General features: G+C 32.4%; 15 protein-coding genes. 5 read left to right on the top strand and 10 right to left on the bottom strand.

Going from position 1 to position 20327, the window contains the following annotated elements; genetic code table 11:
- Positions 1-19: 19 nt before the first annotated feature.
- The 10 genes from ACJJVO_RS18320 to ACJJVO_RS18275 form a co-directional block, all read right to left on the bottom strand.
- A complete protein-coding gene (locus ACJJVO_RS18320; protein ID WP_405576760.1) occupies positions 20-1219 on the bottom strand; it encodes a YHYH protein in 1200 nt (399 codons plus the stop codon).
- 40 nt (positions 1220-1259) lie between these two features.
- Complete coding sequence (locus ACJJVO_RS18315) at positions 1260-1796, bottom strand: EF-hand domain-containing protein (RefSeq protein WP_405576759.1); 537 nt, start codon at positions 1794-1796, stop codon at positions 1260-1262.
- Positions 1797-1927: 131 nt separating this feature from the next.
- Entirely contained in the window at positions 1928-4699 is a 2772-nt protein-coding gene (locus ACJJVO_RS18310; protein ID WP_405576757.1) for a CotH kinase family protein, read from the bottom strand.
- Between the two features lie 171 nt (positions 4700-4870).
- Positions 4871-5623: a hypothetical protein gene (locus tag ACJJVO_RS18305; protein WP_405576755.1), complete on the bottom strand. Its 753-nt coding sequence runs from the start codon at positions 5621-5623 to the stop codon at positions 4871-4873.
- Between the two features lie 96 nt (positions 5624-5719).
- Positions 5720-6016, bottom strand: coding sequence for an EF-hand domain-containing protein (locus ACJJVO_RS18300; protein WP_405576753.1), 297 nt, complete (start codon positions 6014-6016; stop codon positions 5720-5722).
- A gap of 333 nt (positions 6017-6349) precedes the next feature.
- Complete coding sequence (locus ACJJVO_RS18295) at positions 6350-7939, bottom strand: carbohydrate-binding domain-containing protein (protein ID WP_405576751.1); 1590 nt, start codon at positions 7937-7939, stop codon at positions 6350-6352.
- 12 nt (positions 7940-7951) lie between these two features.
- Positions 7952-8278: an EF-hand domain-containing protein gene (locus ACJJVO_RS18290; protein ID WP_405576749.1), complete on the bottom strand. Its 327-nt coding sequence runs from the start codon at positions 8276-8278 to the stop codon at positions 7952-7954.
- 123 nt (positions 8279-8401) lie between these two features.
- Positions 8402-8938: a proline-rich domain-containing protein gene (locus ACJJVO_RS18285; protein WP_405576747.1), complete on the bottom strand. Its 537-nt coding sequence runs from the start codon at positions 8936-8938 to the stop codon at positions 8402-8404.
- Between the two features lie 2 nt (positions 8939-8940).
- Entirely contained in the window at positions 8941-9255 is a 315-nt protein-coding gene (locus ACJJVO_RS18280; RefSeq protein WP_405576745.1) for a hypothetical protein, read from the bottom strand.
- Between the two features lie 39 nt (positions 9256-9294).
- On the bottom strand, positions 9295-9873 hold the full coding sequence (locus ACJJVO_RS18275; RefSeq protein WP_405576743.1) for an RNA polymerase sigma factor: 579 nt from the start codon (positions 9871-9873) through the stop codon (positions 9295-9297).
- A 179-nt stretch (positions 9874-10052) separates the two neighbouring features.
- Between ACJJVO_RS18275 and ACJJVO_RS18270 the strand changes: the two genes are divergently transcribed.
- The 5 genes from ACJJVO_RS18270 (at position 10053) to purL (ending at position 20307) form a co-directional block, all read left to right on the top strand.
- A complete protein-coding gene (locus tag ACJJVO_RS18270) occupies positions 10053-11264 on the top strand; it encodes an RsmB/NOP family class I SAM-dependent RNA methyltransferase (RefSeq protein WP_405576741.1) in 1212 nt (403 codons plus the stop codon).
- A 72-nt stretch (positions 11265-11336) separates the two neighbouring features.
- Positions 11337-13115: an endonuclease gene (locus tag ACJJVO_RS18265; protein WP_405576739.1), complete on the top strand. Its 1779-nt coding sequence runs from the start codon at positions 11337-11339 to the stop codon at positions 13113-13115.
- Positions 13116-13350: 235 nt separating this feature from the next.
- Positions 13351-15177 carry an endonuclease gene (locus tag ACJJVO_RS18260; RefSeq protein ID WP_405576737.1) on the top strand — a complete coding sequence of 609 codons (1827 nt, stop codon included), beginning with the start codon at positions 13351-13353 and terminating at the stop codon, positions 15175-15177.
- Between the two features lie 205 nt (positions 15178-15382).
- Entirely contained in the window at positions 15383-16471 is a 1089-nt protein-coding gene (locus ACJJVO_RS18255) for an endonuclease (protein WP_405576735.1), read from the top strand.
- A gap of 164 nt (positions 16472-16635) precedes the next feature.
- On the top strand, positions 16636-20307 hold the full coding sequence (purL, locus tag ACJJVO_RS18250) for a phosphoribosylformylglycinamidine synthase (RefSeq protein ID WP_405576733.1): 3672 nt from the start codon (positions 16636-16638) through the stop codon (positions 20305-20307).
- The last annotated feature ends 20 nt before the right edge of the window (positions 20308-20327 follow it).

Here is a 20327-nt window from a genome sequence, read left to right as displayed (position 1 = left end):
AAAAAGTTTTAATATTTAGTTAACCTTTTACAGACACTGATCCGCTTACTCCATGTAAACATCCTAAAACTTGATTGCTACCAGCATCTCCTGCGTGGTAATGATATCCTCTAACATCGTCATAATGTCCGCCACAATCATCTAAATCACTGTATTCATTACCGTTTTGGTCCTTGTGCGCATAGATTCCAAAACCATCCATAGCATAACCAATCATTGGTGCATGAATATCATTTTGCGCAATCTCTTTTGTCTTACCTGTAACGGCATGATAATGATAACCTGCATGTGGATTAACATGACCACCAGCATCATCTAAAGGAGCTAAAGTATGTGCTGAAAGAATAGCGTGTGTTGGTGCTGGAGCATCAAAATTAACACCATTAAACGCAACACCAATACCGTTTCTTCCTAATGCATCTGAATCTTCTAAATACATAGGTTTAACAGGAATAATGTAAGTTGATACTTTCTCTCTATAGTAATCTGGTAAACATTCTACACAATAATTATGATATTTTTCATCAACATCTGGTCTTGCTGCAGCTTCACATTCTTCTTGAGTGCTTGTAACTTTAACTGAACCATCTTCTCTAAATAACGCCCATTCTTCATCAGAATAAAATTCCTTAAGGTTAGCAATAAAATGGCCGTCGACATCATAGACTTTATCATCTTTAAACCAAATGCCACCTTTATCTTTGCCGTCATTAATATGCGTTGGACACCAAGGTCCCATTTTGTGTTCTTGAGGTTGAGAAGCTGTTGTTATAACATAACATAGAGCTTTTGTGCCATTAGATAGCGTCCGTTCTTCTGTTGTAATTTCTTTTAATAAACTTTCCTTTATAAACAATGAAGGATCCACATTTATAGTGACTTCGAAATCTTTCTGAACACTGTTGTTAGAGCTAGTCTCTCTTGGTTCTCTTCTCTCTGGTCTCGGTGCACTTTCTAATTCATCTTTTGAGAGAAAACCATTATTATTAGTATCTATTTTAGAAAAATCATTTGATAAAGGGCCTTGCACTTCTGACTTTGATAATTTTCCATCTTTATTTGCATCCATCTGATTTATTAAATCACTTACACTAGGTGCTTGACCTTCATCTGGATTAGCAGCATGTTCATCGTTAGATTTTGTACCTGGCTTGCAGCACAAGAATACTATGGTAAACATAAATAATAATGTTGATTTTAAGATTTTAGAATACTTCATAAGTAAATTGATTTAAAATGTTTCAATTAAAGTTAAACTATTAATTCTTCTCTTTTCTATTTTTCTTTTTCTTATCGTCTTTTGAATAAAAAGCCTTTAATTCTTCAACATCTAATTGACTATCACCATTTACATCAATCTCAGAAAAATTAGCCATCAAATCTCGCTTGTCTTTTGCAGCCACTTCTAACTCATTTAACAAGCCATCTTCATCTTGATCTACTTCTTTTAAAAGCTTATCTACTGATACTTTTTTTGGCTTTTTACTATCTAAAGACGCTTCTAATTCTTCTAAATCTATAAACCCGTCTTCGTTAGCATCTATAGTATCAAAGTCTTCAGAAATTTTTCCTCTTTTATCTTTTGAAGCTTCATCTTTATCTATAAGATCATCATTGTTAGCATCTAACAATTTTAATATTTCTGAAGCATCTGGTTTTTCTCCTTTTTGTGGCCCACCACCTTGTCTTCCACCTCTACCACCTTGTCCTCCTCCTGGAGGTCCTTGTGCAAAAGTTGTTAAACATAGTAGCATTGAAAATACTGTGATTACAAATGTTATTCTTCTATTTTTCATTTTAATTGTTTTCGTTATTATTTTAGATATGCAACTCTAATAAAACTTGTGTAAATGATATTAAAAAAAGCTTTATGAAAAATTCATAAAGCTTTTTTAGGTCTCTATCAATAAAATATTGCTTTATTCTATTAATTTTTTGCAATTTTTAATACTGCAGTTTTATTTACCACAACCAGATATAATCCTTTAGAAAAAGAAGTAAAATCTAAGTGAATAGAATTTTTATTTAAAAACTTATCTGTGTACAACTGCTGCCCTTGTAAATTATAAATTTCTACAGTTTCTATATTATAATTTGCATTCTCTAACTCAAGGTAATTTATCGTTGGATTTGGGTAATAATTTAAACCATCATTAAAAAGCACCTCATCTACAGAAAGTGTTTCTTCATTATTAAATCCAAAAGTTGGTGCTTGAATCACAAAGTCACCTGTACCATTTGGATTTCTAGCATAGGCCATATCTGTTGTTTGTGCTCCAAAAGTAATGTTCTGTAAAACTGTACCATTAGGATAAGATAAAATTGCTGTTTCACCATCTGAAGAGAATTTAAAATCTGCGTGAAAATCTCCTTGATCAGTATCTTTATCACACCAAACTATTAAATAACTATCTGGAGCTAAAGTTGTCCCTGTTGGAAATTGATAGATTAAAGGATCTTCTGCATCATCAGATAAATACAAGTTATCTAAGCTAATAGTTTCATCGGTTGTATTATACAATTCTATCCAATCTTCATATTCTCCTGCTTCATCAGTTTCACCTGTATCATTAGACGCTAAGATTTCATTTATTACTAAATCCCCAACATTTAAAACATCATAATCATCAATATTCTCATTGTTGGCGTTGAACGTTGGCTCTTGTATTACAAAATCTCCAGTTCCGTTAGGATTTCTGGCATAACCCATATCATCTGTTTGAGCACCAAAAGTTATATTTTCTATTACAGTTCCGTTAGCATAAGATAAAATTGCACTTTCACCACCTGAAGAAAATTTTACATCTGCATGTAAACCATCTTGCTCATCATCTTTATCACACCAAACAATTAAATAACTATCTGGCTCAATAGTTAAACCAGAAGGAAATTGCCATACCAATAAATCATCTTGATCATCAGATAAATATAAATTATCCAAACTCAATGTCTCTGAACTGTTATTATAAAGCTCTAACCAATCATCATATTCACCATCTTGATCTGTTGCTGTTGTGACATTAGATGCCATAATTTCATTAATAACTAAATCACCAACCGTAATAGTAGTGTATGTCCCTTCTATTGAATAAAATTCATATTCAGCATTGGTAGGTGAAAACGCTCCAATATTTGAATTTTCTGCATAGATATAATATTGCATATTAGCTGTGTCTATTACAACGTCTACTCCATAAACATTATCATTAGCAGCTCCATCGTTATGTGCACCATCATCGTACATAATAACTTTTGTAAATGGCACTGTTTCATCAGTTCTATACCCTAAATACACATCATTAGTATCCGTAACATTAGCGGTAATTGAAACCGTATCACCAATTAGAGGATCTGTTTCTGATGGTGTTACATTACTTATTGTTGGCTGTGTATTAGTAAAATCTGATTGCGATAACAAATATGAACTACGAGCACTCATTAAGTTTGTTAAACCTGATGCCGTTAATTGCCCTACATTATAATCTGTATTAATATTACCAGAAAATTGAGCGTTTGTATAAAACTTATTAGTATCAGCAGCAACAGCAGCAGAGATTATAGCCTGATAGTCATTTGCTAAAGTTAGATAGTTTGAATTACTAATATTCTCAGTTAAGATGGTTTTAAAATGTGCTAAATACATTCTTTTGTATTTAGGCACTGCCAATAATTTAGAAATTAAAGGAAAATCAGAACTCGTATCATGTAACAAATGGTCTAATTGCGCTTTTTGAGTGGTTGAATTTAAAGAACCACTTCCGCCACCTCCAGGGCCACCTCCTCCACTACTTTCACCTGTCATTGCGAAAGTACCAAAAGACATATTTAAATCCCAAACTACAGGCTTAAACTGCCCATTGTTGTCTTTGTATAAATAATAATTTTGTTTAAACTGACCAATATAACTATCTAAATTTACCAAAACATTATCAAATGCCAACATCCATATTGCCATATCAACATCTAAAACAGATTCAATATTAGTAATATCGTAATTTAAAGTGTAGGTTAAATCTATTAAATCATCCCAATGTGCTAAAGCAACAGAAGGATCTTCATCATCATCGGATTTAATTTCATAGGCATCGTCATAACTCGTATAACTTGTACCTAAATACTGTAAATTAGGTAGTGTGGTTGTTTGTGGACTGGCTCCGTCTGGTGGACTACAACTAAAGAAAGCATTATCATTAGAATTAAAATGCTTGTTTACAAATTTCTTAGAAACAGACTCCGTGTTTGTGTACAAACCTATTAATGTGCCATTCACATATACATTGGCATAATTGGCTTGTGGTGCATCCATGTATTGGTTTACAATATTGTAAGCCACAGTCTCTCTTACAAAAGAAGGATCAAACATAACGTTGGCCAATTTAATATCTGTATACCCTTGGTGATCTTGATCTACGTACGTATCTAATTCTATATGAAACGGATTCTTTGTTTGGTTAGCACTATAAGAACTATTGCCCTTATATTTTACTCCCACTTGATTATAAACGGTTCCGTTTATAGTTACTGAAGTAGCTTCTGTATAATTGTTGTCTCCAGCTTTCTCTGCATCTAATAGTGCGTCCCAATTGCTTTGAGCGAATTGGATTTCTATGGTCTGAATAGAATTAATATCATACAAATCTTGCGAAAATGCATTCATTGATAATAAGAATATCAATAGAATAGTAATTGTTTTTTTCATTTGTTAAGTTTAATTTATTGATGTGATACACTTTTAGATGCTTAAACAATAAAAAACTTGCGCTAAATATTAAATAATTTCAAAAAAATCAAAACCACATGTAAAACACTAATAGTCAAACAACTGAATCAGTATTTAATTAATGTATTATTTATAAAAACAACATCATTGCTAATTTTTTAATTCCTTATTTAGATTAAGAGCAATAGTCTGGGTTTTATCTCTTAAACTTATGGCATTTGTTAATTGAATCTCTGTTTGCAATAATCGATCTACTAAACAGTTTTGATATTCTCTACTTTTTAACAACTTATCATAATTAGATTCAACAGAAAAAGTTTCAATTCTATTAATTTTAAATTCCCGTTTTGTAAGAATATCAATTAAGGAAATATACTTTTCTATTGCAGGTTGAAGTCTATTAACGATTATATTTTCAATTTTTGTTTCTTGATTTTCAAAATTGTCTAGTTCATTAGGATATGCTGCAATTAAATCTTTAAGTAAGACACTTTCTATAAACTCGAATTTGTTAGTGGTATTAACTGAATTTATAGCACCATTATGTAATTTTGTTGGTTTATAATCTACATCAATAAGATCTAACTTTTCATTTATTTCTAAATCCTCTTGTTGTTCTGCCATTATAATATCGATAGTGTTTTCAATGGTTATTCTATTTTTAGAATAACTAGCAATTGAGGCATCTAACAGAATCATATTTGCATTTAACTCTTCATTTAGAGATTGGTAAATTTTTAATTCTACAATCCTATTTTTTCTTAATTCATTTAAATTATTAATCTTCCAAGCAATTAAAACACCAATTACAATCAACAAGATTTCTCCTATTGCATAAACGATGTAACTTCTCAATTTCCCTGAAATCAATAAGTTTTTTCTTATTTTTCTAAATAGCCTCATACCAAATTCTTCCTATTAAGTGCTTTTGCTTTTACTTATAAAATAAAAGCTTCGCAATTTCTCACGAAGCCCTTACAACCAATCAATCTAAACAATCTATTTATTTCTGCTTCTTTCTTTACGTTCTGGTTTAGGTGCGTTTTTAAATTCTTCCTCTGAAATAAAACCATCTTCGTCAGTATCGATTTTAGTAAAATCATCTTTTAAAGGTCCTTTTAATTCATCTTTTGCTAATTTACCATCTTCGTTAGCATCCATCTCTTTTAAAAGTTGAGCATATGTTGGTGGCTCTTTTCTTTCTGGCCTATCTTTAGATTGTGCAAATGCACTTGAAGACATAAATAATGCTATTCCGAATACTAATATTAATGACTTTAATGTGTTACTTTTCATCTTCTTAAGTTTTAATGTTATATACTTTTAGATGTCTTTCTTTTTTTAAACTTGTGTTCGTTATTGTTAAAAAAAGCATAAAAAGAAACATTAGAAAACAACTTGTAATTCAACTAATCATTATTAGTATGTATATACGCTTTTGATAAATTTATACACCAAAAAAAGCTTCGCAATTTCTCACGAAGCTTTTTAACAATCTAAAAACAATTAACTCAAATCTTTAATATTATTATTGCCATTGTATGCCCTCTTAAATAATTCTCTTTTTTAGGCCTACAAAAACAGCTTTCTCTTTCATTTATTTACTTTGTTTTTAATATCTTCAAGTAATTAATTTCCGCCAGGACCACCAGGACCACCAGTACCAGGTTCTCCGGTTGGTCCCATTTCTCCCCCAATTTGTGTCACTGTGCTGTTTATAGTAAATGAATCACCTGAATCTGTTCCTCCGCTGTAGGTGCCGGAAGTGTATAATCCATTAACTTCGGTTCCATTGCTTACGGTTCCTCCTGTATAGATTTTATATGTTTCTCCTGTTTCTAATTTAGCATTGGAATAAATTATGGTTATTACACTATTTGGCACTTCATAAGTAAGGGCTTCAGTACCATCTTCTGATTGAATATTTAGTATCTGGTATGCATTTATTCCATCAAAAATCACTGAATTTTGAGTACTCTCGCTTTCTGTTGGAAATGAGGTATTCAATCCTAATCCCAATATTGTTCCTCCTGTAATTTTAAATATATCGTCATCGCAATCAAAACTACCATCTGGCTCATCAACCCTAACTGCTATAGCAATAGTGGTTCCACCTGTAATTGTAATACCAGAATTACTATCAATAGCGTCATTAAGTGTAGTGTACACATAGATATTTCCTCCGTTGATATATAAATTTCCACCAGAATTAAGGCCATCATCATAAGAATTGATATTTATGCTTCCATCATTAATGGTCATTACACCTTTTGATTCAATACCCTCACCTTCAGATGTATTTATAGTAAAATCGCCTCCATTAATGGTTACATAAGGCGTAATGGTATCATCTGGTTCTTCCTCATCATCAATATCGTAAGAGGCAGCAATACCATCATCAGCAGCATTTATTATAAATGTTCCGTCATTAATAATAATATAACCTTCCTCACAATCTAAACCATCGCTATCTACTGTTAAGTTGAGTGTACCTCCATCTACAATAATATAATCGTTGGTGTGAATACCATCGGATGCTGCTTGGGTAACCGTAATTGTTCCACTAATAACCCTCACATAATCATCACTTGCTATGCCGTGTTTGTAGAATCCAGCAACGTTAAGAGCACCTGAACCACTGAAAACCAATTGCCCTTCACTAAAAAATGCTGCTTTGGCATCTTCATCATCAGGAATATTGCTGTAGGTTGATGCGTCGGTCAAGTTGTTTGTACCTTCTAATACCACAAAACTTGTTTTTGAGGATTGGATATTTATAGCAGGACCATCAGCATTTGTGATACTTAAATCATTTAACGCTAATTTGAATTTTTTATCGCTATAGATTTTCAACATACCATCGGCTGTTGTTCCCGAAACTTCATAAGCCACTGCAGAAATAGTGGAATTAATGATTACATCTGCTCCGTCTTGTGTAATTACCACATCACTAGGAACAGGGTTTGTAATTGTTGCCGATGTATTAGAAAATACAATTTGTATGGTGTTTTCAAAAGTAGCGTTCTCTACTAAATCATCTTCATCGTATCCTGTATTATTGGTATCACCTTCGGCTGTACCAGATATGTTTGTGTCTGTTATTGCAATATCTTCTGAATTAGATATAATTTCGTCGCTATCATCATCACTGCTACATGAAATAAAAACCAAGATTAGTATTGCAAATAAACTTGTTGTTTTAAAAAATCTATTTTTCATAATTATTTTATTTTAATTTCTTTGTGGTCTTCCTTGACCTCCACCACCTTGTCTATCTGGCTTAGGTGCATTTTTCAATTCTTCTTCAGACAGAAATCCATCTTTATCTGTATCTATTTTTGAAAAATCATTAGCTAAAGGCCCTTTAACTTCATCTTTAGAAAGCTTACCATCTTTGTTGGAATCCATTTCTGATAATAATTGTGTTACACTAGGTTGACCTCCTTGTCTTTTTTTTGATGTACCGTCATTGCTTTCTGAATCTGAAGTAGATTTACAAGAGGCGAATAAAACAATGCTTAACATTGTTACTGCAATTTTTAATGTATTTCGTGTCATAATTTTATTTTTTAATGTTATACACTTTTAGATGCACTACTTCCATTAAACTTGTGTATGACATTGTTAAAAAAAGCATAAAAAAAAGACTTTCAATTTCTTGAAAGTCTTTTTACGTTTTGCTTATTCTGATCTTGGAGGAGGTCTTTGTCCTTCTGAACCACCTCGAGGTGGTGGTCTATGACCTTCTTCACCATTGGGAGGTGGTGGCCTGTTTCCTTGATCACCTTGACGTAATGCATCTAATAATATGCTTTCAAATTTTTCCTTTTGCTTGTCGTTAGCGATTTCCCGAATCATTCTAAAATGATAATAAATTTCCTTTTCCTTTTTTGTTTCTTTTTCACAAATTAATGCTGAAATAGAATCAATAGCTGTTTCATTTACCGCTTCATTAGACAAAGTACCAAATAAATTATCCTTAAGTTCTTTAATATCATCAGACAAGCTCATCATAGTTTTAAAATGCCCTTCACTCCTTTGTTTAAACTCTGCTAATTGCGTTTTATTAAAACCTAATTCTTTTACAATAAAATCTTTATTATCTTGAGGTCCTTTTATTGCATTATCATTGCTCTTACTCATGTAATTAAACAGAAAAAATCCATTAACTACAATTAGAAAAGCCACTAAAATATATAATATTGTATTTTTCTTCATGATTATTTTAATAAGGTAGATTCTGTAGTTGTAGTTAAGCCATAAGACTCAGCAAAACTGCTCACATTCTCATCATAAGTCGTTTCTTTTAAATTATTAAATGCTATAATATTTAAAACTACGACACAAACTAAAGTAGCTAATTGTAATTTTGGTGTAAACCATGAGTAGGTTGCTTCTTGAATATCTTCTGATGCATTACGAATTTTATGCATTACTTTCTCTTTAAAAAACGGAGACACTTTAACTTCGCTAATTGACTCTAACGAATCAAAAGTAGCGTTCACTTTTTTATTCATTTCAACATTTGTTTTCATAATTATATATTTAGATGCATAAGATTAAAAAAACTTGTGCTAATGTTCATTTTTATAATAATTTTCTAAAATACTTTGTAAATTCTTCTTGGCTCTAAACATTAATGACTCTACAGAAGACAGACTTTTATTTGTAATCTCAGCAACCTCTTGGTAACTTTTACCATCAATTTTATGAAGCGTAAAAATAACTGACTGACTTTTGGGCAAACCATTAATTGCTTTAAACAAAGTAGCGTTGAGTTCTTTATTTTCTAACAAAATTCCCGGATGATTCATTTCTGTAAAATAATCCGTCTTATCCATCGGAATTGCATTGCCTGTTATAGACTGTAAAAAAGCAAAACGCTTTTTAGTACTCTTCTTTCTAATAAATTCTAAACACTTATTAGTTGTAATTCTATAGATCCAAGTGGATAATTTTGAATCACCTTTAAATTTATGGATAGAATTGTAAACCTCAACAAAAACCTCTTGCGCAATATCCTCTGCATCCTCTTTATTAGGCACAAAAGAAATACATGTAGCAAATACTTTTTGCTGAAAATCATCAACAAGCTTACTGTAAGCTACAGTGCTTTTTGATTTTAATTCTCTTATAAATTCAGTTTCTGTCAAAAATTATTTGTATTGCTTAATTTAATTTAGATGCATTTAGAAATAAAAACTTGTGCTAATTCTAATTATTTTTAAAAATAACACTTTTGAATAAAGTCTCACAATTTTAATCTTTTAGCTTACCTTTGCACGTTATTTTTGCAGAACACATTTTGCATATTGAAAATTAAAGATTAGTTATGAGATTACATAGAAATTTATGCTTTGCAGTAATTGATGGATTACACCTTATTTTTAACGAAGGTGAATATGCAGATAAAGTAATACAACAATTACTAAAGCGTGATAAACGTTGGGGAAGCAGAGATAGAGGATTTGTTGCAGAAACCGTTTATACTATTGTACGTTACCAAAGATTATATGCCGAAATTGCTAATGTAAAAGCACCTTACCATAGAGATGATCTATGGAGAATGTTTGCTGTTTGGGCAACTCTTAAAGGTATAAAATTACCTGATTGGAAATATTTCACAGATACTCCTACTAGAAAAATTAAAGGACGCTTTGACGAATTATCTAAAATTAGAAAATATAGAGAGTCTATTCCAAATTGGATTGACGAATTAGGTGTTACCGAATTAGGTGAGGCAGAATGGACTAAGGAAATTGCTATGCAAAATGAGCAAGCCGAAGTTATTCTTAGAGTAAATACTTTAAAAACTAATAAAAAAGATTTACAACTTAAGTTACAGTCTGAAGATATTGAAACTGAGTTTTTACCAAATCATCCGTCGGCATTAAAATTAGTAGAACGTGCTAATGTATTTAAAACTGAAGCCTTTAAAAATGGCTGGTTTGAAGTTCAAGATGCATCTTCTCAACTAGTGGCAGACTATCTAGATGTGAAACCAGGAATGAAAGTAGTAGATGTTTGTGCTGGTGCTGGTGGAAAAACATTGCATTTGGCTTCTTTAATGGAAAATAAAGGTCAGCTTATTGCTATGGATATTTACGAAAGTAAATTGAAAAAACTCAAAGTAAGAGCACGTAGAAATGGAGTGCATAACATTGAGATGAAAGTCATTGATTCTACCAAACCAATTAAAAAATTACATGGTAAGGCAGATCGTTTACTTATTGATGCACCATGTTCTGGTTTAGGAGTTTTACGTAGAAATCCAGATGCGAAATGGAAATTGCAACCTGAGTTTATAGAAAACATAAAAAAGACACAATTAGAAGTTTTAGATCAATACTCTAAAATGGTAAAATCTGGTGGAAAAATGGTCTACGCAACATGTTCTGTTTTGCCTTCAGAAAATCAAAAACAAGTTGAGAAATTCTTAACAACAGAAGCTGGAAAAGATTTCACTTTATTGAAAGATAAAAAAATACTATCTTACAAATCTAATTTTGACGGATTTTACATGGCACTATTAGAAAAAAAATAATAAAAAGCAGTTTCCCCCAAACACCATTCTGCCTCAAGTATTATTCCTTAATAATATTTTAACCTACTAACTATGAAATACCTTTACATTGTATTCCTATGCTTTTATAGCATTGGTTTTTCTCAAATTCCTTCAAGTTATTATGATAGTGCAAACGGACTATCTGGTTTCACTTTAAAAACAGAACTAAAAAATATAATAACGAATAGTCATATTGATCAAGGTTACAATACGCTGTTTACTGGTTACGTATTAACCCACTCTGATAATATTATAGAAGCAGGTTACGAAAATGATGATACCATTCTATTGTATTACTCAGAAAACCCAAATGGTATCGACTCTTATACTTATAATCATGGATCTCCTAACCAATGTGGTAGTTATGTTGACGAAGGATCTTGTTACAATCATGAAAGCTTAGTTCCACAAGCCGCATTTAGTTCTGCTTTTCCAATGAAAAGTGATATACATCATATCACACCAAGTGATGGGTTTGTAAATGAAAAAAGAGGTGACTTACCTTTTGGTGTTGTTGGTAACGCAAATTGGACTTCTTTAAACGGTACTAAACGTGGAATAAGTGCAACATCAGGATATACTGGAATTGTATTTGAACCAATTGATGAATTTAAAGGAGATATAGCAAGAGCGATTCTCTATTTTGTGACCAGATACGAAGATACCGTAGATGGATATACTAGTTTTCCAATGTTCAATGGTACAGAAAACCAAGCTTTATCTAATTGGTCTTTAACGATGTTATTAGATTGGCATTATAATATTGATCCTGTTGACCAAAGAGAAATAGATAGAAATATCGCTGCATATAACTATCAAGGTAATGCTAATCCTTTTGTTGATCATCCTGAATATGCAAATATGATTTGGATAGATACCCAAGCTCCAACAAATCCTATAAATTTAACAGCTTCTAATCCAACAGATAATTCTATAGATTTAACATGGCTACCATCTACGGATAATATAGCAGTTATTGGTTATGATATTTACATCGATTCGATTTATGCCTTTACCACAGCCAACACAACTACAACAATAAATGGATTAACACCAGCTACAAATTACTGCTTTACAATAAAAGCAAAAGATGCAGCTAACAATCAATCAAATTTCAGTGATCAAGTTTGTAATACCACAACAAATACTGGTATAGGTAATACAAATTGCTTAATCGAAAATTTTGAAAATATAGGAGTGTCTTCAGCAACTTATAAAACCATAAGTTGGAATGGAAGCGACGGAGGAAATTGGATTGCTACAGATGCTAGAAATGACCAAACATTAAATACAAAAGCCATCACTATTAGAAACGGAGCATTAACATTACCTACTACTTTTGGCGGTATTGGTTCTTTAACAATCACAACTAAACTTATCCTTTCTGGAACTAGCGGAACATTTAATTTAAAAGTAAACGGAAATATGGTAGGCACAATTCCTTACAGTGACTTAGAACAAACTTTTACTATACCTAATATTAATATAGAGAATAACGTATCTATTATTATTGATGGTAATAGTACTGCCACAAACAGTGTAAAAATTGATGACCTAAATTACACTTGTTATTCTGCTTTAGGGATTGATGATTTTAATATTGATCACATAAAAATATATCCAAATCCCGTTAATAATCAACTCATAATTACTCTAAAAAACCAAATACCTACTACTATAGAAATTTTTAATATTTTGGGAAAACGAGTTTTTAATGCTATCATTGATAAGACAACTTCTCTTAATCTTCATGGTTTAAATACTGGAGTATATATGATCAAAATGACTCAAAATAACGCAACGATTACAAAAAAACTTATAAAACGATAATCGTAACAAAACTAGAAAAAAAAGCAGCTGTTTCAAGTTGCTTTTGTTTGCTTAACCTCTAAAAACAAACATCTTGTAGATTAATTTATATTTATAATCAACATACAAAAAGAGTTATTATTAACGCTAAATTTCTAATTTATTTTACTCTTTGTATGAGAATTTTGTTCAAAAATTATTATTAAAAAATATTCTACCTTTGTTAATAATAAATACGCTCTAAATACTATAATACATGAAATACTTTTACCTATTTTTCTTATTCATTACAAGTATTGGGTTTGCTCAAATCCCATCTAATTACTATGATAGCGCCAATGGCTTATCTGGTTTTGACTTAAAAACGCAATTAAAAAGCATTACATCAAATGGTCATACAGCGAGAACCTACGATCAACTTTATGATGGATCTGGAATTTCTGGTTCTAATGGTTATGTAGACACACATTCAGATGTTCCTGTTTCTTCTGGTAATATTTATGAAAACGATGGAACAGTTTTAGATTTCTACTCTGAAAATCCTACAGGCACAGACCCATACAATTTTACACACAACGTAGACGAAGGAGGTAATCAAAACTCGGAAGGAGATTGCTATAATAGAGAGCATTTAATTCCTCAATCATCATTTGGAAGCTCATATCCAATGCAGAGTGATATACACCACGTTATCCCAACAGATTGTCGTGTGAATAATTATAGAAGCTCATATCCTTTTGGTAATGTAGGATCTGTAGATCTTACATCTCAAAATGGATCTAAACGCGGAACAAGCGGAATGGCTGGTTATTCAGGTATTGTTTTTGAACCTATTGATGAATTTAAAGGTGATATCGCAAGAGCCTTACTTTATTTTGCTACGCGTTACGAAAGTACTGTTGATGGTTACACAAGTTTTGATATGTTTAACGGTACGGAAGATCAAGTATTTTTTCCTTGGGCAATTGATGTTTTACTAGATTGGCATAATAATGTAGATCCTGTAGACCAAAGAGAACGTGATAGAAATAATGCTGCGTATAATTTTCAAGGCAATGCTAATCCTTTTGTAGATCATCCTGAATACGCAGATATGATTTGGAATCCTACTCCAGATACTGAAGCTCCATCAAACCCAACTAATTTAGTAGCTTCTAACCCAACTGACAATAGTATTACTTTATCATGGACAGCTTCTAGCGATAATATTGGTGTGATATCTTATGATATTTATATTGACGGAACATTTGTCTTTAACTCTGGTAATACAACTGCTACTGCTACAGGTTTAACTGCTGCAACTAATTATTGTTTTACTGTTAAAGCAAAAGATGCTGCTAATAACGAATCAGGATTTAGTAATCAAGATTGCGAAACTACTACTAACAACGGTACCGTTGGTGGATCAGATTGTTTAACGGAATCATTTGATAATTTAGACACATCAATTGGTTCGTATTCTAGTGTTAGCTGGACTGGTGACGAAGGTGGAACATGGACTGCTACTGATGCCAGAACAGATCAAGTAATTAACACAACTACATCTGCTGCAATTACGGTTAGAGATGGAATATTAACATTACCAACAACTTCCGGAGGAATTGGATCGCTTACCGTAACAACGAAACGTGTCTTTAGTGGTTCTGACGGAACATTTAATGTGAACGTTAACGGAACTTTAGTGGGTACAATTGCTTACAGTGGCGATGAGCAAACCATTACAATACCTAACATTAATATAGAAAACAGTGTTTCTATTGTAATAAATGGCAATAGTGGATCTGGTAACAGAGTTGTATTTGATAATTTATCTTACACTTGTTATACAGCTTTAAATGTTGAAAAATTTGATATTTCTAGTGTTAAGATTCATCCAAATCCAGTTAAAAATAGTTTAACCGTAGATTTAAAAACTAACATTAATACAACTATTGAAATTTTTAACATTCTAGGAAAACGCGTTCTTAAAAACAACATATCTAAAACAAGTAACATAAATCTTCAAGCGTTAAAAACTGGAATTTATATAGTGAAAGTTACACAAGGTGATCACACAATTACTAAAAAATTAGTAAAACAGTAAACACACCAATTATAAATATTGAAAAGCAGCTTTAATAGCTGCTTTTTTTATTATCCATAGTAGCGATTCAAAATATTAGGCTTCTCATTCTCTAAAGGTGTTAAAAAAAATTATAATCTATAAAAAATTATACCTTTGCATTAGACCAAATATAAACCTACTTTCTACAGACTTCATTTGTCTCTATTAAAAAAATCAAGAATTAATGAAACACTTTTACACGCTATTATTAATATTTACAACTACAATTGCGTTTGCACAGTTAGTTCCGCCAGCTGAATTAAGTGCTTATTACACTACTGTCAATTTCAGTTCTACTGGTAGTACCTTGAAAAATGATTTAATTGACGTTACCACAGATAAACACACTAACTTTTTGAGTTACAGCGATGTTTGGGACGCTTCTAGGATTACTGATTTAGATCCAAACAATTCTAACAATGTACTTTTAATATATGGATATAACGATACTGATGGCAGCATAACAACTGACAGAACTAGAGGGAAATTTGAAAACGGTGGTAGTGTTGGAGACTGGAACAGAGAACATGTTTACCCTAAATCTTTAGGTAACCCAAATTTAGGCACTTCTGGTCCTGGTTCTGATGCACAAATGTTAAGACCTAGCGATGTTCAAAGAAATGGTCAGCGTGGGAGTTTACGATTTGCAGATAAAAACACTGGTGAATTTACTAACGGTGAATCTGGAGAAACTAATGGTGGCTGGTATCCTGGAGATGAATGGAAAGGTGACTGTGCCAGAATTATTATGTACATGTACTTGCGTTATGGTGATCGCTGTTTACCAACAGTTGTTGGTTTTGGTAGTAGTGCTTCTACAACTGATGATATGATTGATCTGTTTTTACAATGGAACGCTGAAGACCCTGTTGTTGAAGGTGGATTGGAAGATGTTAGAAATGCATATCACGGAAATTCAAGTAACGAATATGCCCAAGGCAACAGAAACCCCTTTATAGACAACCCTTATTTAGCTACTGTAATTTGGGGAGGACCTGAAGCTCAAAACAGATGGGAAACTCTTTCTATTACAGATGTTCAACAAGATTCTATTAAACTATTTCCTAATCCTGCAAATGGAAATGAAGTTACCATCTTATCTAATCAATCCATTATTGCAGAAGTCTATAATATTTTAGGTAAAAAAGTCACGGTTCAAAACATTACGTCAAACCAATCTAAATTAAATATTTCTGAATTAACTAAAGGTGTTTATATCGTAAAGTTAAATTCTGAAAACGGTACTCAAACCAGAAGATTGATTAAACAATAATTTATAATTACACATATTAAACTAAGCGGCTCCATGAGTCGCTTTTTTTTATGTTTAAAACATCGTGAACAACTCCCAATTTTCAATACTAGATTATGAGTTAAATAACGTATAAAAAAAGTAAATTTGCTTTTTACTAAACACAACTCAAACACAAAACATAAATGATTCATTTCTTCGGAAACCAAAACAGTAAGGTATTTGCTGTTCAAGCCACAAAAGAATTATCAACAGAAACCATTTCAAAACTGACATGGTTATTTGGCGACCAACCAAAAATAGAACAAGCATCTCTCGATGCTTTTTTTGTTGGACCTAGAGCGGCAATGATTACTCCTTGGAGTACAAATGCTGTGGAGATTACTCAAAACATGGGAATTTCTAATATCATAAGAATTGAAGAATTTACTTCTGTTATTAAGGATTTCAAAGATTTCGATCCTATGATTTCTGAGAAATACCAAGATTTGAATCAAGATATTTTCAAAATTGATATTCAACCAAAAGCCATTCTAAATATTGAAAACATTTCTGAATATAACCAACAGGAAGGTTTATCACTTAGCGACGAAGAAGTTGACTATTTAGAAAGTGTTTCAAAAAAAATAGGGAGACCATTAACAGATTCTGAAGTATTTGGATTTTCACAAGTCAACTCTGAGCACTGTCGTCATAAAATTTTCAACGGCACATTTGTGATTGATGGAGAAGAAAAAGAGACCTCTTTATTCAAACTTATCAAAGAAACATCTAAGCAACATCCAAACGATATTGTTTCGGCTTATAAAGATAATGTGGCTTTTATAAAAGGCCCAATTGTTGAGCAATTTGCACCAAAACGTGCTGATATTCCAGATTATTATACGACTAAAGATTACGAATCTGTAATTTCATTAAAAGCTGAAACGCATAATTTTCCAACTACAGTTGAACCATTTAATGGTGCAGCAACAGGTTCTGGTGGTGAGATTAGAGATCGATTAGCTGGTGGAAAAGGTTCTTTACCATTAGCCGGAACAGCGGTTTACATGACCTCATATTCAAGATTAAATGATGAGCGTCCTTGGGAAAAAGCATTCCCTGAGCGTAAATGGTTGTACCAAACACCAATGGACATTTTAATAAAAGCCAGTAATGGAGCCTCTGATTTTGGAAACAAATTTGGACAACCACTAATTTGTGGATCTGTTTTAACTTTTGAACATAGTGATAACAATGGTAAGATTGGTTACGATAAAGTCATTATGCAAGCTGGTGGTATTGGATATGGAAAAGCAGATCAGGCATTAAAAGACATTCCGCAAGAAGGAGACAAGATTGTTATTCTTGGTGGTGATAATTATAGAATTGGAATGGGAGGAGCTGCGGTTTCTTCTGCTGATACTGGTGCTTTGGCTTCAGGCATTGAATTAAATGCGGTACAACGTTCTAACCCAGAAATGCAAAAACGTGCGGCTAATGCTGTTAGAGGAATGGTTGAAAGTGATGAGAATTTTATTGTCTCTATTCACGATCATGGAGCTGGTGGACACCTTAACTGTTTATCTGAACTTGTTGAAGATACAGGTGGAAAAATAGATTTAGACAAATTGCCCGTTGGTGACCCAACATTATCTGCAAAAGAAATTATTGGTAACGAATCTCAAGAACGTATGGGATTAGTTATTGCAGATAAACATTTAGAAATACTTCATAAAATAGCAGACAGAGAACGTTCACCAATTTACGATGTTGGTGAAGTTACAGGAAAACACCGATTTACATTTGAGTCTAAAACGACTGGTGAAAAACCAATGGATTTAGCCTTAGAGGATATGTTTGGAAGTTCTCCTAAAACCATAATGAACGACATAACCGTTGAAAAAAATTATGGTGGTATTTCTTATGACACCAACAAATTCTACGATTATTTAGATCAAGTTTTACAATTAGAAGCAGTAGCCTCTAAAGATTGGTTAACAAATAAAGTAGACCGTTGTGTTGGTGGTAAAGTAGCAAAACAACAATGTGTTGGCCCTTTGCAAATCCCATTAAATAACGTTGGTGTTATGGCACTCGATTTTAAAGGTAAAGAAGGAATTGCAACATCGATTGGGCACTCTCCTATTTCAGGATTAATTAATCCGGAAGCTGGAAGTCGTAATTCTATAGCTGAAGCGTTGACTAACATTATGTGGGCACCTTTAAAAGATGGACTTAAAAGTATATCATTATCGGCAAACTGGATGTGGCCTTGTAAAAATGAAGGTGAAGATGCACGTTTGTATGAGGCTGTAAAAGCAATTTCAGAATTTTCAATTGACCTAGGCATTAACGTACCAACAGGAAAGGATTCATTATCCATGAAACAAAAATATCCTGATGGTGATGTAATTTCTCCAGGAACCGTGATTATTTCTGCTGCAGGAAATTGTAACGACATTACAAAAGTTGTAGAGCCAGTTTTTCAGAAAGGAAAAGGCTCTATTTATTATATCAATATATCACAGGACTCTTTTGAATTAGGTGGAAGTTCATTCGCGCAAATCAATAATAAAATAGGAAATACTACTCCTAATATTAAAAGCGCAGCTTACTTAAAAACGGTCTTTAATACCATTCAAAACTTAATAAAAGACAATCAAATTGTTGCAGGTCATGATGTGGCTTCTGGTGGATTGATTACAACCTTATTAGAATTGTGTTTTGCAGATACTAATTTAGGAGCTGAATTAGATATTACTAGCTTAAACGAAAAAGATGCTTTTAAAGTGCTTTTTGCTGAAAATGCTGGTATTGTAATTCAAGCTGAAAGTGATGAAATTATTGAAACGACTTTATCTAATGCAGATATTGAATTTCATAAATTAGGAAAAGTGACTGAAAGTGATGTTTTAGGCATTATAAACGGCAATCAAGTCTTTACAATGACAGTCTCAAGATTACGAGACATGTGGTTTAAAACCTCTTACCTACTCGACCAAAAACAAACGGCAAATGGATTGGCTAAAAACCGATTTGATAATTATAAACATCAAGCATTAGACTTTACGTTTCCTAGTCATTTTACGGGAAAACTAAAAGATGCACTTAGCACAAACAGCACAAGGCCAAAGGCTGCCATACTTAGAGAAAAAGGATCTAATTCTGAACGTGAAATGGCAAATGCAATGTATTTAGCTGGTTTTGATGTAAAGGATGTTCATATGACGGATTTAATTTCTGGCCGTGAAACACTTGAAGATATTCAATTTTTAGGAGCTGTTGGTGGTTTTAGCAACTCAGATGTTTTAGGCTCTGCTAAAGGTTGGGCTGGAGCTATTAAATATAACGACAAAGCGAATAAAGTAATTAACGATTTCTTTAAGCGAGAAGACACACTTTCAGTTGGTATTTGCAATGGCTGTCAATTAATGATGGAACTCGATTTAGTAAATCCAGAACACGAGGTTCACGGAAAAATGACTTATAATGATTCTCACAAACATGAAAGTGGCTTTACCTCTGTAAAGATTCAAAAGAATAATTCGGTAATGCTTTCTTCTTTAGAAGGTGCGACATTAGGAGTTTGGATTTCTCATGGAGAAGGAAAATTCAATTTACCATATGCTGAAGACCAATACAATATTGTTGCCAAGTATGGTTATGCAGAATATCCTGCTAATCCTAATGGTTCAGATTTTAATACGGCTATGCTAACGGATAAAACCGGAAGACATTTAGTAACTATGCCACATATTGAACGTTCTATTTTTCAATGGAACTGGGCTAATTACCCAGCAGGACGAAAAGATGACGTATCACCATGGCTTGAAGCTTTTGTGAATGCTAAACAATGGATTGATAAAAACAACTAAAAAAAAGGCTTCTCTAATTG

The organism is Winogradskyella sp. Asnod2-B02-A (assembly GCF_045063645.1).
Lineage (GTDB): Bacteria > Bacteroidota > Bacteroidia > Flavobacteriales > Flavobacteriaceae > Winogradskyella.
The sequence above is the reverse complement of the archived record's forward strand: the minus strand, read 5'-3'. Positions and strand labels throughout refer to the sequence as shown.

Bases quoted from the DNA above. Each gene is read 5' to 3' on its own strand.
- ACJJVO_RS18320 (WP_405576760.1), bottom strand. From the start codon at position 1,219: ATGAAGTATTCTAAAATCTTAAAATCAACATTATTATTTATGTTTACC.
- ACJJVO_RS18315 (WP_405576759.1), bottom strand. From the start codon at position 1,796: ATGAAAAATAGAAGAATAACATTTGTAATCACAGTATTTTCAATGCTA.
- ACJJVO_RS18310 (WP_405576757.1), bottom strand. From the start codon at position 4,699: ATGAAAAAAACAATTACTATTCTATTGATATTCTTATTATCAATGAAT.
- ACJJVO_RS18305 (WP_405576755.1), bottom strand. From the start codon at position 5,623: ATGAGGCTATTTAGAAAAATAAGAAAAAACTTATTGATTTCAGGGAAA.
- ACJJVO_RS18300 (WP_405576753.1), bottom strand. From the start codon at position 6,016: ATGAAAAGTAACACATTAAAGTCATTAATATTAGTATTCGGAATAGCA.
- ACJJVO_RS18295 (WP_405576751.1), bottom strand. From the start codon at position 7,939: ATGAAAAATAGATTTTTTAAAACAACAAGTTTATTTGCAATACTAATC.
- ACJJVO_RS18290 (WP_405576749.1), bottom strand. From the start codon at position 8,278: ATGACACGAAATACATTAAAAATTGCAGTAACAATGTTAAGCATTGTT.
- ACJJVO_RS18285 (WP_405576747.1), bottom strand. From the start codon at position 8,938: ATGAAGAAAAATACAATATTATATATTTTAGTGGCTTTTCTAATTGTA.
- ACJJVO_RS18280 (WP_405576745.1), bottom strand. From the start codon at position 9,255: ATGAAAACAAATGTTGAAATGAATAAAAAAGTGAACGCTACTTTTGAT.
- ACJJVO_RS18270 (WP_405576741.1), top strand. From the start codon at position 10,053: ATGAGATTACATAGAAATTTATGCTTTGCAGTAATTGATGGATTACAC.
- ACJJVO_RS18265 (WP_405576739.1), top strand. From the start codon at position 11,337: ATGAAATACCTTTACATTGTATTCCTATGCTTTTATAGCATTGGTTTT.
- ACJJVO_RS18260 (WP_405576737.1), top strand. From the start codon at position 13,351: ATGAAATACTTTTACCTATTTTTCTTATTCATTACAAGTATTGGGTTT.
- ACJJVO_RS18255 (WP_405576735.1), top strand. From the start codon at position 15,383: ATGAAACACTTTTACACGCTATTATTAATATTTACAACTACAATTGCG.
- purL (WP_405576733.1), top strand. From the start codon at position 16,636: ATGATTCATTTCTTCGGAAACCAAAACAGTAAGGTATTTGCTGTTCAA.